The 15,808-nt window shown below is 52.7% G+C and carries 12 protein-coding genes; 10 read left to right on the top strand and 2 right to left on the bottom strand.

The genetic code is table 11. The features are described 5' to 3' along the window. The first annotated feature begins 20 nt into the window (after nt 1-20). The 4 genes from F556_RS0100470 to F556_RS0100455 all read left to right on the top strand — a co-directional run bounded on the left by F556_RS0100470 (nt 21) and on the right by F556_RS0100455 (nt 4,716). Complete coding sequence (locus F556_RS0100470) at nt 21-986, top strand: MBL fold metallo-hydrolase (protein WP_020614905.1); 966 nt, start codon at nt 21-23, stop codon at nt 984-986. Then, complete coding sequence (cysC, locus tag F556_RS39160; RefSeq protein ID WP_020614904.1) at nt 979-2,346, top strand: adenylyl-sulfate kinase; 1,368 nt, start codon at nt 979-981, stop codon at nt 2,344-2,346. Before F556_RS0100470 ends, cysC begins: the two co-directional genes overlap by 8 nt. 21 nt (nt 2,347-2,367) lie before the next feature. After that, on the top strand, nt 2,368-3,072 hold the full coding sequence (locus F556_RS0100460; protein ID WP_169447538.1) for a TVP38/TMEM64 family protein: 705 nt from the start codon (nt 2,368-2,370) through the stop codon (nt 3,070-3,072). 306 nt (nt 3,073-3,378) lie between these two features. Continuing rightward, nucleotides 3,379-4,716: a hemolysin family protein gene (locus tag F556_RS0100455; protein WP_020614902.1), complete on the top strand. Its 1,338-nt coding sequence runs from the start codon at nt 3,379-3,381 to the stop codon at nt 4,714-4,716. Nucleotides 4,717-4,846: 130 nt separating this feature from the next. Here F556_RS0100455 and F556_RS0100450 read toward each other — a convergent pair whose 3' ends face one another. Beyond that, nucleotides 4,847-5,332, bottom strand: a complete 486-nt coding sequence (locus F556_RS0100450) for a hypothetical protein (RefSeq protein ID WP_157272566.1) — start codon at nt 5,330-5,332, stop codon at nt 4,847-4,849. Nucleotides 5,333-5,661: 329 nt separating this feature from the next. On the opposite strand from F556_RS0100450, the gene F556_RS0100445 reads away from it, so the two are divergent. The 6 genes from F556_RS0100445 to F556_RS0100420 all read left to right on the top strand — a co-directional run bounded on the left by F556_RS0100445 (nt 5,662) and on the right by F556_RS0100420 (nt 13,637). After that, nucleotides 5,662-7,026 (top strand): cytochrome ubiquinol oxidase subunit I, encoded by a 1,365-nt coding sequence (locus F556_RS0100445; RefSeq protein WP_020614900.1) that lies wholly within the window; start codon nt 5,662-5,664, stop codon nt 7,024-7,026. After that, nucleotides 7,023-8,036, top strand: coding sequence for a cytochrome d ubiquinol oxidase subunit II (locus F556_RS0100440; protein ID WP_020614899.1), 1,014 nt, complete (start codon nt 7,023-7,025; stop codon nt 8,034-8,036). The genes F556_RS0100445 and F556_RS0100440 overlap by 4 nt, the downstream gene beginning before the upstream one ends. Nucleotides 8,037-8,051: 15 nt before the next feature. Continuing rightward, nucleotides 8,052-9,836 carry a thiol reductant ABC exporter subunit CydD gene (gene cydD, locus F556_RS0100435; RefSeq protein WP_020614898.1) on the top strand — a complete coding sequence of 595 codons (1,785 nt, stop codon included), beginning with the start codon at nt 8,052-8,054 and terminating at the stop codon, nt 9,834-9,836. Further along, a complete protein-coding gene (gene cydC, locus F556_RS0100430; RefSeq protein WP_020614897.1) occupies nt 9,833-11,554 on the top strand; it encodes a thiol reductant ABC exporter subunit CydC in 1,722 nt (573 codons plus the stop codon). The genes cydD and cydC overlap by 4 nt, the downstream gene beginning before the upstream one ends. A 304-nt stretch (nt 11,555-11,858) precedes the next feature. Then, nucleotides 11,859-12,710 carry a copper amine oxidase N-terminal domain-containing protein gene (locus F556_RS0100425; RefSeq protein ID WP_020614896.1) on the top strand — a complete coding sequence of 284 codons (852 nt, stop codon included), beginning with the start codon at nt 11,859-11,861 and terminating at the stop codon, nt 12,708-12,710. A 78-nt stretch (nt 12,711-12,788) separates the two neighbouring features. Beyond that, nucleotides 12,789-13,637, top strand: coding sequence for a copper amine oxidase N-terminal domain-containing protein (locus tag F556_RS0100420; protein ID WP_020614895.1), 849 nt, complete (start codon nt 12,789-12,791; stop codon nt 13,635-13,637). 320 nt (nt 13,638-13,957) lie between these two features. On the opposite strand, the gene F556_RS0100415 is transcribed toward F556_RS0100420, so the two are convergent. Then, nucleotides 13,958-15,616 (bottom strand): transposase, encoded by a 1,659-nt coding sequence (locus tag F556_RS0100415; protein ID WP_020614894.1) that lies wholly within the window; start codon nt 15,614-15,616, stop codon nt 13,958-13,960. Nucleotides 15,617-15,808: the final 192 nt, after the last annotated feature.

Genomic DNA, 15,808 nt, shown 5'->3' with positions numbered 1-15,808 from the left:
TGAAGGAGCGTAGCGTCCACATGGCTAAGCGATATGTAAATTTAGATGGTTCTAGCAATATTAAATCCTTCGCGGATATGCGCAAGTGGCAGAAGGAACGCCGGACGAAAAAGAAGGATCTCTCGTATCCCGTCCCCCGGACGTCGCCAGATCCGGTGAAGCTGGCCGCGAACCGCAGCCTGCCGACGGTCACGTTCATCGGTCACTCTACCTTTCTGATTCAGCTTGGCGGACTGCACATTGTGACTGACCCCGTCTGGGCGAACCGGATGGGCTTCAGTCCGCGGTTATCCGCCCCGGGTCTATCCATCGATGAGCTGCCGCCGATCGATGTCGTACTGCTCTCGCATGCGCATTATGACCATCTCCACCTGGCAAGTCTGCGCCGGTTGCCGGGCAACTTTGAACTGCTGGTGCCCGAGGGACTAGGTCCATGGCTAACACGCAAAGGGTTCTCGCGGGTACGAGAATTTACCTGGTGGGAGGAAGCGGCCGTCGGAGACGTGACCTTTGCCTTTGTCCCAGCCAAGCATTGGACGCGGCGTACCCTATGGGACACTAACTCCTCCCATTGGGGCGGTTGGGTCTTGCAGCATCGCGAGGATTGCCTGTACTTTGCTGGTGACAGCGGGTATGATCCGTTGTTTGCGCAGATTGGCGAGCGGTATCCATCGATTCGAGTCGCCCTCTTGCCGATCGGTGCCTATGAACCGGAATGGTTTATGCGGGATGCGCATATGTCTCCAGAAGAGGCCGTCCAGGCGTTCGCGGACTTGGGTGCCGGCTTCATGGTGCCGATGCATTACGATGCCTACCATTTGGCTGATGATACGCCCAAGGAAGCGCTGGACCGTCTACATGCGGAATGGACACGACGTAAGCTGCCTGTCGATCAGCTATGGACGATGGAGCTTGGGCGGACGCTGGATTGGTCGAATCAGCAGCAGGCCGCATCGCCCACTGATGAGGAAATGGGCAATGGATAGGCATGAAATCGAGCGGCGACAAGGACATCAGGGCGGTATCCTGTGGTTCACCGGCTTATCCGGCGCCGGCAAATCCACACTTGCCCGACACACGCGTAGCTTGTTGGATGCTCGTGGCATTCGCAGTGTTATTCTGGATGGCGATCAGCTGCGTGCGGGATTGAATCGAGACCTCGGCTTCTCGGAGGCTGACAGGGAAGAGAACATGCGCCGCGCTGCCGAGGTGGCATCGCTTTTCCTGGAGGAAGGCTACATTGTTCTGCTCCCGATGATTTCGCCAGCACGAGAGGCAAGACTGCGGATACGCTCCCTCTACAACGCTGCAGATTATAGCGAGGTGTATGTGAAGTGCCCGCTCACCGTGTGCGAGCACAGAGATCCCAAGGGTTTATACGCCAAGGCCAGACGTGGGGAAATCCGGCAGTTTACGGGCATTGATGCCGCATATGAAGTGCCGGAGGCTTCGGAGCTGATTATTGATACAGAGCATCTGTCTATTGAATCCAGCGCACAGACATTGGCCGATCAAATCGAGCGCAGATACAAAGCAAAGTCAGGATGGGAGGATGAGCAGATGAAGCAGGAAGATGAGGATCGCAAAGCGCTGGTCCGCAACCAATTCACTCGCGCAGCAGCTGCCTATGTCACGAGTGATTTGCATGCCCGGGGGACTGATCTGGATCTGTTAGTCGAATGGTTGGAGCCACAGCCCGAATGGATGGTACTGGACGTAGCTACAGGTGGCGGTCATGTGGCCAAAAAAATCTCACCCGAGGTCGGACACGTCGTTGCTGCGGATCTGACGCCAGGCATGCTGGAGCAGGCCCGAGCCCATATTCAAGAAGCGCATCCGAACGTTCTCTTCGTCATTGCAGATGCCGAGCAGCTCCCCTTCCTGGATGGAACGTTCGATGCGGTTACCTGCCGGATTGCTGCTCATCATTTTCCCCATCCCGATCAGTTTCTGCGTGAGGTTTCCCGTGTCCTGAAGCCTGGGGGACAGCTGCTGCTAATCGATAACATTGTTCCACACAAGCCAGAGATCGACCACTTCGTTAATAAAATGGAACAATTGCGAGACGAGAGTCACGTGCGATGCTGTCATGTTGACGAGTGGGAGGGATGGATGAGTGCAGCTGGTCTGAGTATTGTCCGGTCCCGCGTGCGCAAGAAACCCTACGATTACCCTGTGTGGGTGCGCAGGACGACCAGGAGTGAAGAGGAGGCGGACCGCGTCACGGAGTTCATCCTGCAAGCGGATCCTGAACTGCAAGCGTATATCGGTCTGCAATTAAATGATGGGGAGATCACGAGTCTTCACATCGACGAATGGATGGTAATGGCTAAGCGGATCGGGTAAAGTGGAGAGGGAGGGATGCCGGTGCGAAGATTTATAAATGGATCGACATTAATCAAGATCGTACTTTTTTCGATACTCCTGCTTATCCTTCTCTTCTCCTGGGACGCCATTAACCAAGTGGATATCAAGGCCTGGATTCTGATGCCAAGGGATTGGTGGGTAACCATGAGTCTGATTATCGGTCTCTCGATGATCAAGTCTGTGTTATTTTTTCTGCCGATTCAACTGATTTATATCACGTCAGGTATTATGTTCTCCATGAAGGCTGCCATCTTGCTGTGCCTGGTCGGATTGATGATTGAGATTACGCTGACCTATTATTTTGGCAAATGGGCCGGCAGCAAAGCCGTCGATGGCCTGGTCGCCAAAAACGACAAGCTGCGCAAATGGTTTTCTCTCTACAAAACCAATGAATTCTCCGGCATTTTCTGGGCCCGTCTGGCCCCGCTCTCCGTTGAAGCTGTCAGTCTTGTGCTTGGGGCTGCTAACGCCAAATATGAACGGTACATCATCGCATCCCTGCTGGGTTCGTTTCCGAAGATCGTCTTGTTCATTCTCGTGGGAACGTTCATCAGTCAGGTCCAGGTTAGCCTCAATGTCGTGATGTTCCTGATCTCGGTCTGCGTCTGGATGCTGCTTGTCATCTATCTCATGCGCTCCGGCCGCATTTTGTTCCGCCGCAAAAAATCGGGCGAGCCCTTGCCGGCTGATCAGGACAGTGTCTGAGCGGGCTTGGTTTGAGCTGCAGTATTGACGCTGTTCAAACCCCCGATGTTCTATATAAGCTTCTTTTATAATTCCTATCACACGATTCTCATAGACCAGAAGCTGAATTTTAACTTCCCGTTAGAAGATCGGCTTATTTTGCTTATCATAAGAATAAATAATATAATAGGAGCGAGACGAACAGGAGGTGAATGTGTTGGGGAGGTAAAAGTAACAGTATCGGAACGAGCAGTGTTGTTGCTGTCACTCTGGAATCCTACGTAATCCACATTCTATGGAGGTGAAACCCTCACCTGAGGGAACTTATTGGACTTATCCATTATCATTAATCTGGGCATTGCTGCATTGTTGATTTTGTTGACCGCGTTTTTTGTCGGCTCGGAATTTGCTGTTGTCAAAGTCAGATTGAGTCGTATCGATCAGCTGGTGTCGGAAGGCAACAAAACCGCTTTGGCTGCCAAACGGATTGTCACGAATCTTGACTATTACTTGTCCGCTTGTCAGCTGGGTATTACCGTCACCGCACTCGGCCTGGGTGCACTCGGCAAACCGACAGTTGAACGACTGTTGGAGCCAATCTTTAATGAGTGGGGCATGGCTGCAGCCGTCAGTACGTTCATTTCTTACGCGCTGGCGCTGGGTATTATGACCTTCTTGCACGTCGTGGTGGGCGAGCTGGCACCGAAGACAATGGCCATTCAGTTCGCTGAACGGATGACGCTGATTCTGGCGCGACCGCTTGTGTGGTTTGGTACACTCCTCTTCCCACTGATCTGGCTCCTGAATGGTTCAGCCCAGATTCTGCTGCGGGTCTTCGGCGTCAAGCCGGCAGGGCACGAGCAGGCGCACTCGGAGGAAGAGCTGAAGATCATCATGACCCAGAGCTTCCAGGGCGGCGAGATCAATCAGACGGAGCTGGCTTATCTGCAGAACATCTTCGCCTTTGATGAGCGGATTGCCAAGGATGTTATGGTGCCTCGCACACAGATTATGGCCGTTGACCGCGAGACAGATCCGCAGGAAATTCTACTACTGATCGACGAGCATCGTTACACGCGTTTTCCAGTGACTGAGAATGGCGACAAAGACAACATCATCGGCTTCCTCAATGCGAAGGAGCTAGTGATGCTGATCGCCAGGGGAAGGCTGAAGGATGTGAACGAGCATATCCATGACATCTATGTCATCCATGAGTCGACGCCGCTGCATGACGCGCTTGTGAAGATGCAGAAGAACAGCGTGCATATGGCGCTGGTCATCGACGAGTTTGGCGGTACGGCCGGTCTCATCACAATGGAGGATATTCTCGAGCAGATCGTCGGCGAGATCCGAGACGAGTTCGATGAAGACGAAGTGGAGGACATCGCCGAGCAGACGCCGGAGCGCTATCTGATCAACGGGCGTGTCCTGCTCAGCGTGATTCAGGACCGGTTCGGCATCGTCTTCGAGAACAGCGAGAACGTGGACACGATTGCCGGTTGGCTGCAGATCCATACGGATCTTCAGGACGATCCGACGGTGCCTGTGGATCATGGCCGTCACCGCTGGTTCATCAACGAGATCGACAATCACCAGATTTTGAGCGTGACCCTGCAGCTGAATGCTGTAGAAGAACAGGTTCCCGTGTTGGATGGAGGTCCATAAGGAACACCTGAAACTACCAGACTTCCCATCCGTACAAGTACTCATCACAATCTAGCAGTGAAGGCCGCCACGTTATCGTTGGCGGCCTTCACTGTGCAGTACCCATCAATCCTACTTCGTGCATCATCAATTAGGGACGTCCGTGCTTTTTCTTGCGATGTTGGCGGTTGGAAGGACGGGATTGGCGAGCAGGACCATGGGTGACAGTGCGTGTTCGGTGCGACTGCTCCTCTGGATACCGCTGCTTGGCACGCCGCCGGAGGTATATCGCTAGCAGCAGATGACCAACAAAAGCAAGCAGGAGAAGCCCTATAGACAGTAGTGTCATCCTCTCGAACGGTTGATGGGAGTACTGACTGACAAGACGGACGATAACCATGCCGATCGCTGCACCCGCTGTCAAGGTTATAATGACCTGAATGACGTAAGTTGATCCTCGATAGTAGCGCTCCAGCTGATACCACGAAAACAACAGCCAGATAACAAAAGCCGAGATTGCTATCCAGCCTGCAACAGTAATGGCTTCATTATAATCTGGTATTAACCAGCCTCTGCCGCCGCGTTTTTTAGAGACCATAGCGATCGCAGCACAGATGGCCAAAAAATTCAGTGTCACTACAATTCCAGCTAGGATATTTAAGCTCTGCCTGATGATCGCTCCCTCACCTCTGTACATGGAATTTATTTGTTGAATAGTAGTACGAAGGACCGAAGAATTCGTTGCAGCGTCACTAACTTGTAACAAACTGGAGCAGATTCGTGACAGATTCATGACATCCTTCACTCGCTTGTTATTATTTTCACAATGTTGTAAGAAAGATATGAACCTTTTTTGGAGCTATCGCGATTAGCTTTCCTAGAGGCACGCGAATGATTATACTTAAGCTGTGACTAGTGTTTATAATGTTCATGTGATGTAGATCATAGGAGAGGAGACGGCTTATAGTGGATATTGATACGGTGCTTTGGAGCCGGTTGCTCACTGGGTTGACGTTAACGTTTCATGTTATTTTTGCCACGGTCGGGGTAGGCGTTCCTCTTATGATTGCCATTGCCGAATTCGTCGGCATTCGGAAGAAGGACCCTCATTATATTCTGATGGCCAAACGCTGGACGCGCGGTTTTATTATTTCGGTTGCGGTAGGCGTGGTGACCGGTACGGCGATCGCCTTGCAGCTTGCGCTGGTATGGCCGAACTTTATGCAGTTGGCGGGCAATGTGGTTGCGCTGCCGCTCTTTATGGAAGTGTTCGCGTTTTTCTTTGAAGCAATCTTTCTTGGGATCTATCTCTATACGTGGAATCGGTTCAAGAACCCGTACACCCACTGGCTGCTCACTTTCCCGATTGTGATCGGTGCAGGGATGTCTGCCTTCTTCATCACCACGGTGAATGGATTCATGAACCAGCCGGAAGGCTTCGTATTGGAAAATGGGGCGTTCTCCGCAGTCAATCCGGTTGCTGCGATGCTGAATACGGCGACCCCGTCCAAGGTGTTTCACGTTCTCAGTTCGGCTTATATGACAGGAGCCGCGCTGCTGGCTGGTGTTGCTGCGTTTATGATTCTCAAAAAGGGCGCCAGTCAATACTACAAGAAGTCACTTAAATTAATGATGGCGGTCACGCTGGTATTCAGTCTCCTGACTGTTGTTGCCGGAGACCTCTCTGCCAAGTTCCTTGCCAAGCATCAGCCGGAGAAGCTGGCAGCGGCCGAGTGGCATTTTGAGACCGAGCGTGGGGCGGATCTGCTCGTATTCGGTTGGCTTAACGAAAATCAGGAGCCCACGGGAGCTCTTAGAATCCCTAACGCGCTTAGTTTCCTTGGTTTTGGGGATTTCAACGCTGAAGTGATTGGTCTGGAGGCATTCCCTCAAGACGAATGGCCGCCGTTGCTCGTACACTATCTGTTTGACTTGATGGTAAGTGTCGGGTTTATCATTCTGGGGATTTCTGCGCTGTACTTCCTCTTCTTGTTCTGGAAGAAACGCAATGAGTATAACAAATGGCTGCTGCGGGGGATTGTGGCGAGCGTGCCACTGGCGTTCCTTGGTGTCGAGCTGGGCTGGTTCTATGCAGAGATTGGCCGGCAGCCGTGGATTATTAGGGGGTATATGCGGGTCGAAGAAGCCGCTACCTCTTCACCTAATGTCATCTGGCTCTTCTTCGTCTTCCTCTTGCTGTATATTATCCTGGGCACATTGTGCGTGATCGTGCTGCGGCGCTTGTTCCGCAACAATCCCGCAGAGGCGGAGCTGGAGAAGCATGTGAAGGAGATCGAGCAGCGAGCTGCAGGAGGTGGTGAGCCATCATGAGTTATGAACTGATCGGAATCACTGTCCTGTGGATCTTTCTCTACGGTTACCTGATTGTGGCGTCGATTGATTTTGGCGCCGGCTTCTTCGCTTACTTTGCCCGGGTGACCAAGCAGGACCATTTAATCAACCGTCTAATTTCTCGTTACTTGTCTCCTGTATGGGAGATTACGAATGTATTCTTTGTTTTCTTCTTCGTTGGCATCGTGGGCTTCTTCCCGGATACAGCGTACTATTATGGCTCATCCTTGCTGATTCCCGGCAGTATCGCGATCATCCTGCTGGCGATCCGCGGTTCGTTCTATGCGTTTGAGAACTATGGCTCCAAGGACAATACGCTCTATCTGTTCTTGTACGGCGCGACCGGCTTGCTCATTCCCGCATCCTTGTCCGTAGCCCTGACGCTGTCGGAGGGTGGATTTATCGTGGAAGAGAGTGGCCGGGTGTCACTGGAGTATCTAACACTCTTCACCAGTCCGCTGTCCTGGAGTATCGTTGCCTTGGCCATCGTATCCGTCTTGTTCATCAGTGCGACGTTCCTGACGTTCTATGCTTCCCGCGCGGATGATCAGCCTGCATTGAAGCTACTGCGATCGTACGCGTTGTTCTGGAGTACACCGACGATTATTGCGGCCCTGACGGCCTTTATCTTTCTCAGTCAGCATAATGAACGACATGCTGCCAACATGATGGAGATGTGGTGGCTGCTGGGATTATCCGTTGCGTTCTTTATGCTATCGATGTGGCTGCTCTACAGTGGCCGCCGATACGGTTTGGCTTTCATTAGCGTCATGCTGCAATTCTTCTGCGCGTTTTTCGCGTATGGTATCGGGCATTACCCGTTCATCCTGGATCCGTATATTACGATTCAGGAAGGAGCCACGCACGAGTCGATGGGGATTGCGCTGGTTATCGCCTTTATCGGCGGTCTGTGTCTGTTAATTCCATCGCTGATTCTGGTGTTTAAGCTGTTCCTGTTTGATGCAGATTATGTAAAAGGCAAAAAATAAAGGAGGCGAAGCGGCATGAGTAGAAGATCCCGTGGCTCCAGCTTGTTAACCCAAGCGATTGCCCCGTACCGAACAGCTCGTCTTCTGCTCGGGGTGTTCTCCCTGATCGCAGGTGCGGCTATCATCGCTCAGGCCGCCTTTATCTCCACCATTGTGAACCGGGTGTTTGTTCAGGAAGCAACGGTCCAAGCGGTGACTGCCATGCTGGCTGCCTTGCTGGCCGTTATCATCTTGCGTTCACTCAGTTTCTATGGCAACGGACGGATCGGACAGTTTCTGTCGGCCAGAGCCAAATCAACCATCCGCGGCAAAGCAATCCGGCACCTGGCTCATGCTACGGTGCCGGCTTCCTTAAGCGGACAAACAGGCGGCAAGGTAAGTCTTGTGATGGACGCAGTCGATGAAGCAGACAGCTACTACAGCCAATACATCCCGCGCATGGCAGAGACGGCTTTTATCCCGCTCATGCTCCTGATCGTTGTCTTCACTCAACATTGGCACTCGGGACTGATCATGCTGCTGACCGCGCCCTTCATTCCGATCTTCATGATACTGGTAGGTCTCCGTACGAAGACCAAATCCGAGGAGAAGTTCGCCCAGCTGGCTGAATTCTCCGGCACATTTCTCGACGCGCTGCAAGGTCTGGTTACGCTCAAGATATTCGGCAAGGTGAAGCGTCAGGAGCAAGATATTGAGCGGAGCTCGCTTGGATTCCGTGATGCAACGATGGGCATTCTCCGGGTCGCCTTCACGAATACCTTTATGCTGGAGCTGATTGTCATGCTGAGCATCGGGGTCATTGCACTTGATCTCGCGTTTCAGATGCTCATCTACAAGACGCTTTCCTTCGGGACGGCTTTTTTTATCTTGCTGTTAGTGCCTGAATTTTATAGTGCGATTAAAAACCTCGGCACAGCCTTCCATAGCGGCCGCACGAGTATGGGGGCGGTGAAGAAGGTGGAGGAGCTGCTGCAGGACAGCGTTAGTGCAGATGATCAAGCTGAGCTGGGTGTGTCTGAAGCGGGTTTGGCGGAAAAGAGCCATTCGCTGGATGCAGGACCACCATCCATCGCGCTTGCAGATGTGAGCTTCCGCTATGGTGCAGAAGGGTTCAGCTTGCATGCGGGAGGCGTGACCATTGGCAGTGGCGAGCATGTAGCGATCGTAGGTAGCAGTGGATCGGGCAAGACCACACTGCTGCATCTGATTACTGGATTGTTGCGTCCGGGTTCGGGTGAATTGCTCATCAATGGAGTGCCGCTCCAGGAATATTCAGAGGCTGAATGGTTCGGACAGATGAGCTACATTACACAGCACCCCTATATCTTCTCGGGTACCATAGCAGAGAATATTGCGATCGGGGCCCGTCGCGAATCTAGCCGCGAAGCGATTAAGCAGGCTGCAGAGGAGGCCGGACTGGCACCGTTAATCGAGGAGATGGAACACGGGCTGGATACGCCGGTAGGTGAGGGAGGACGCGGACTGTCTGGTGGAGAGAAGCAGAGACTGGCACTTGCCCGGGCTTTCCTGAACCGGCCTGCTCTGCTGTTGTTCGATGAACCCACCGTAGGACTGGACCTGCATACCGAACGTGTGCTGCAGCGCTCGATCACTGAGCTGTCCCAAGGGGCCACCATGATCACAGTCGCTCATCGACTGCATACGATCCGTGGGGCAGACCGGATTCTCTTCATGGAACAGGGGCAGTTAATCGATAGCGGCACGCATGAGGAACTAGCTAAGCGGCTGCCACAATATGCCGAGATGGTCAATCTCCATCAGGGAGGTGGTTTTCGATGAGCGAATGGTCGGTTATGGCTCGGGCCATGCTGCATGAGCGCAAGGACATCCTGATTGCCATCCTCTGTGGTTTTATAGCAGGGATCGGCGGGGTCGGCTTGTTCGCGGCCAGCGGCTATATGATCTCACAGGCCGCATTTCTGCCGCCGCTCTATACGTTGATTGTCCTCACCTCACTCGTGAAGATTCTAGGTATCATTAGAGCCGCAAGCCGGTACGGTGAGCGCTTGTTCTCGCACCGGGCTACGTTCTCGATGCTGAGCCGACTGCGGACGTCGTTTTTTGCCAAGCTGGCTCCCCTAACCCCGAGAATCTTCAACAAACAGCGTAGCGGCGATTTGCTGGCCCGCATCGTTGGGGACGTGGAGAGCCTGCAGCATTATTTTCTGCGGGTAGCTTACCCGCCCGTTATTCTTGTCTTGGTGTTTCTGGCGACGATTGTGTTCGCCGCCGCTTTCTCGATCTGGGTGGCCCTGTTGCTGGTTCTGGCTATGCTGGCAGCTGCGATCCTGCTCCCGTCGTTGGCGCTGCTTGGTCAGCGCGAGGTCTACAGGCAGGTGCGGCTGCAGCGGGCTGCACTCTCAACAGAGGTTACGGAGCTGCTCTACGGCTACCGGGATTTGAAGGTATACGGCCAGTTGGAGATGCGAGAGGAGCAGTTGCAGCTCGCGTCGGATGAGCTGGCACGGTCACAGCAAAAGGCAGCAGGCAACTTGCTGGTTGGCCAATCCGCTCATGCGTTTTTGACGCATGCCGTATCCTGGGGCGTTCTTGCACTTGGTGCGTATCTGATTACGCAAGGAGAGTTAGCAGGCGTCTTCCTCGCGATGCTGGTGCTGGTGGCGCAGACGATGTTTGAAGAAGCAGCTGGAGTGGCGAATTTGCCTTCTTACAAGCTGGACAGTGAGCATGCCGCCCGCCGCTTGGCCGAGACTGTAGATGAAGTGGACGCAGGTCCGCCTCAGCCGAGCGGTACGTTGGCAACTGAGGGGCCGGTAGCGATCAGCCTACGCGATGTAACCTATCAGCCGGACGAAGCGTGGCGTCCAACCCTGCGCGGTGTGAACCTGGAGATCCCGGCAGGGTCCAAGACGGCGATTGTCGGACCTAGTGGGGCCGGCAAGACGACGATTCTGGAGCTGATTCTGAAGCTGCATCTGCCAACGCACGGTGAGATCCGGTTGAATGGGATTGCCACTACTGAGCTGCATGAAGAGAGCATTTGGGCACATAGCCGCGTCGTCTTGCAGCACAATCATTTTTTCCGCGGTGCGATCCGCGATAATCTGCAGATGAGTGATGCATCGCTGAGCGACGAGGTTATGGAGAGTGTGCTATCCCAAGTCAAGCTGGCAGCCAAAGGCTTGAACGACCCGGTATTCGAGAAAGGCGAGAATCTCTCTGACGGGGAGAAACAGCGTCTTGCGTTGGCACGTGCCATCCTGAAGGGCGGCCGGCTGTGGCTGCTGGATGAGCCGACATCCTCGCTGGATGCGGTCACCGAGCAGCAGGTGAACGATGTGGTGAACACGATTGGACAAGACGACACGATGATCTGGATTCGCCACCGCCTCGCTGGTCTGGAGACCATGGACCAAATCATTGTGCTTGAACAAGGCCAAGTGGTCGAAGCAGGCACCTACGACGAGCTAATGGCACGCCGCGGATACTTCTACGAGATGAAACAAATTGAACGTGAGGTCGTGGAGGGCGGGTAATGAGCGGGGGCTCCTGCTTCAACAGTGCCCATCCTTCGCTAACGCTTGCCAGCCAGCCTTAACGGCGTATGGTTTTTAGAGTGATGTGTTTTGCCATCTAAGGTCGTGTCACAGGCGTTAACGAAGCAAGCTGATGATTTCCCTCTATTTGGAGACCACTTCATGGATGACCATGGAGTGGTTTTTTTGTGCTTCTTGGTAACACTCGCGCAACTATTTTCTGTTACTACCGTCTTATTATGGAAGATGTAGTCTATGCTTCCGAAGTGAGTTTTCCTTCGGAAAACTTTTAGGAGGATGTGGAATGTTGAGTATGAAGAGAGCGTTAATGTTGATGATGACTGTGCTGTTCCTGTGCGGGGCCTCGCCAGCCTTATCTGCCACTGAATATGGCATCATCATTGATGGCGTAGGTGTGGTGTCGGATGTTAAGCCAGAAGTGAAGAAGGGCCGGACGATGGTGCCAATCCGCGTGATCAGCGAGTATCTGGGGGCGGATGTCAAGTGGTCCAACGGCACAGCTACCATTACCAACTATAACGTGCTCCTCCAACTGAGGGTCAACCAATTGAATGCTTCCAAAAACGGAGCCCCTTACGTGCTGGACGTCAAGCCTTACCTTAAGAATGGCAGGATCTACGTCCCTCTCCGGGTCATTGCCGAGACTTTTGGAGCCAAGGTGCATTATGAGAAGGGCATGGTTCATCTGTACAGTGCGCCACTTTTTATTGAAGGCAGACAGGTAAAGATCATTGAAAAGGAGTACCAGTATACGTTCGGCGGGACTGTTGAGCACATCTCAGGCAATGTTCACCTCTCTGCCATGTATCATGTGTTAAAGGGGAACACGTCCGCGGCAGTTGCTGCTCCAACGGAGTATTCCTGGAGTCCTAATTTAAGTATTCAAGGAGCCTTTAAAAAGACACTGCAACTGCGGTTTCTAGATACCCATGGGGAATCGTTAGCCCAATATGATATTTACCACGACAGTTTAGATGGCATCGGATCTTCCGAGCAAAGAGAGTTCCGGTTACACGATGTCCAGGCCGACAGGTGGTATGCCTTCAGTCACACGGCTCTTGAGGATATTTACACAATCAGCGATCGGGCTGCAGACCAAGGACTGGTTAGTCTTATAAGCAGTACTATGCCATAAGTATGCAACCTCAGGTGGTCCTCCAACGTCTAGATTAGGGAATGAAACAACCAAATCTAGCCAAGGAGTGACCCTCACATGAAAAAAACAATCCTATCCCTTACGCTTGCCGCATCGCTGGCGCTGTCTTCTGCTACAGCTTTTGCTGCTACCTATCCGATCCAAATCGATGGCGTGACTCTGACTTCAGAAGTAAAGCCTGAGATGAAAAATGACCGACTAATGGTGCCGCTTCGCGTCATCAGCGAGAATCTGGGGGCTACTGTCGATTGGACAACTGGTCAGGTGACGTTGACCAAAAACGATTTGAAGATCACGTTGTCATTAGCAGATGGCAAAGTGATGAAAAACGGCGCTCCGCTGCAGGTGGATGCCAAGCCATATCTGTCCAATGATCGCTTGCTGGTACCGATTCGTTTGATTGCCGAAGCTTTTGGAGCGGGTGTGAATTATAAAGACGGCCAGGTAAGTGTACAAGCCCCGTCACTTAAGATTGACGGAGTACCCGTTGCCTCGCTGCTCTATGAGTATCGGATGATCATGGGCGGAGTGGTACAAGATATTCATGGCTCAGCCAATCGGGAAGCCTTGTATCACTACTTGACTGAACACCTTGGGGAGAAGGTAGAGGCGCCTGAGCATTACGCTTGGCATGCTCTCATCGATAATCCCGGTGCTTACCAGCAGTTTGCGGATTATGAGTTTGTTGACAAAGACGGCAAGAAGCTGGCTGGCTTCGGGCTATATGCTCGTGTTCAGGGCTTTCCCGAGGAGCTGATTAAGGATCTGCCAGGGTATTTGGTTCACGACACAGTTAGCAACGAGTGGTTTGCGCTGGACAACGCGCGTCCCGATGCGATTCGCGGCATCATTGAGCGTGCGCAGGCTAACGGTTTCGTAACAGTCATCAGCAATGATGCGGTATAATCTAGCCTAAGTTAGCAAAGAAGAAGGCTGCCCGGAGTCATGAGTCATCCGGGTAGCTTTTTTGGTATTATAGCGTAAGTTTTCGGTTGGAATTCTAACGGACATGGGGTGGCCGTTAGAGCAGAGGAGGGTGGTTGTCCAGCCGCCGACCTACTGTTAGGCATTGCCTACCCTGCGCCTCCTCGCTGCCCTCCCTGCTAACGGCCATATAGAGAGTGTCGATTAAACATGGAGTAAAGCAGTTCTGCTGCCGCCGTTGCTTCATTTTAGCGCTTTTCCACAGTTTAGAGGCAGTTGCAGTAGTCGCTACGAGCCTGCGGTTAGGCTAATTTTCCCGAAAAGGGCGCACTAAGCCTAAGGGGCCGTTTTCGAACAAACCCCAAGGTCAACTTGTTTGTCGCCTGTTTAATGAACTGTTTCAGGTTCACGACCATGCATACGAGCTTAACGTCTCGGCGGCGTCTTTCTCTTGAGCAGGTGCGTGCTTGACCCAGACCTTGCGCATTCTTCATTTCATTAATTTTGCGTTCCACGGCGTTTCGCTGCTTGAGTAAATGTTTGCCTTCATCCGTCTCGTTAAAAGCTTCGGCTGCTTGAAATTCTTCATAATAGTCACTGATGAAAATGCTTCGGCCAGAGGCGCTTGTCGTGCAAGATTCACGCAAGGTACATGTCATGCAAGCCTGCTTCGGAAAGGTGAACTGCGTGCCCTTTAAGTGGCGGTTGTCATGATGCTTGCTCGTCACGATGCCTGCGGGACAGGTCATGGTTTGCGCCTCGCTGTCGTACGTAAAACGTTTGTTAGAGAATAACCCTTTGGGATTGTCGTGGACGGCCTGCAAGGGAGCCACCAACTTCATACTCCCGTTAGCAAAGCTTCGTCGATGGCGACCATACCCGTACGCGGAATCACCCACTACGGCTTCCGGCGTCACCCGATGAATGTACCATACAGCCTCGACGATCTCGGGTAAACTTTGCCCATCATGCTCATTACAAGGGAACGGTTCTGCAAGCAACACCATATCGTGTTCGGTGGACATCAACACTTGAGTCTTATCACCGAAATACGTCTTACCCCGTTTCTTCGCGACCCGCGCATCGGGGTCCACGCTGCTAAGAAGACGGTCGGTCGGACGCTTGGAGCGTGGGCGTTTCTCGTACGGACGCTCCGGATCTTCAGGGTCTTCGGGCATTGTGTTTTCGTTGAGAATACGAAACAAAATTCCTTGACGCACGAGGGATTCAAGTTGACGATCCTGTTTCTCCCACGACCAGAATAGCTTGCGAATCGCCGGTTTTTCAAACCAATGCAGGAGCCCATAAGCAAAAACAACGAGCTGACTGTACAAGGCGGCGACGTCCTCCGGGGTAGCTGTCGCTGGCAGTTTATCGGAGAGCACATCAAGTTTTAGATCAAGGTTCAATTGACGATATAGGGGCGGATGCGCGCGTTTGAGATGATTCATGACCCGTAACACAGCCTGCTTGATGAGGCGGAAAGATGAGCGCCTAGGAACACGACCGTCTGTGTGAAAGGAGTCAATGAGCCAGACGTCCTTTTCCCCTCCCCACAAGCCTTTCTGCTTGGCTTGCGCAAGGATGTGGTGATGACAGGCGTCGAACAAATCCGAGCCCATCCGCTCCCGATCCAGCGCAATGGTACTGTGATCGAAGCCTATGAAGCTGACGGGAAGCCCCAGAAAACGCTTGATGAACAGATCACCGATGACCCGCTCTTCCATCGCGCGGTCAGAGAGATTGTAATAACGTTGTACCAGGTGCAATTTCAGTTTCAACGAAGGGGCGTAGGGTTTGGGTCCACGCGAAGCATAGAGCGGCGCACAGATTTCATCCGCAAAACTGAAATCCAGCACTTCGGCCGCCCGACTCCAGATGGGATGCTCGGGCAACACCGAGTACACCTCCAGATCAGCAAATGAAATCTGATTCAACTGCTTATAACGCGTCTGTGCCAACCAAAACGCCCCCATTTTATAAGTTATCACTATTTTATCACGCAGGTGAGGACACACGTGATAATTTAATAGATTTCGCGGAATTAATCGACACTCTCATATATACGCTTATTTGCCCTGAAAAGGTAGCTCATCATTTCTAACGGCCATATATGCGCCTATTGTGGCCAAACAGACCGCTGGAGCCTCGAA

The organism is Paenibacillus daejeonensis DSM 15491, assembly GCF_000378385.1.
GTDB classification, from domain to species: domain Bacteria; phylum Bacillota; class Bacilli; order Paenibacillales; family Paenibacillaceae; genus Paenibacillus_D; species Paenibacillus_D daejeonensis.
Note: the sequence above shows the minus strand (reverse complement) of the source record. Positions and strands in the feature narration are given on the sequence as shown.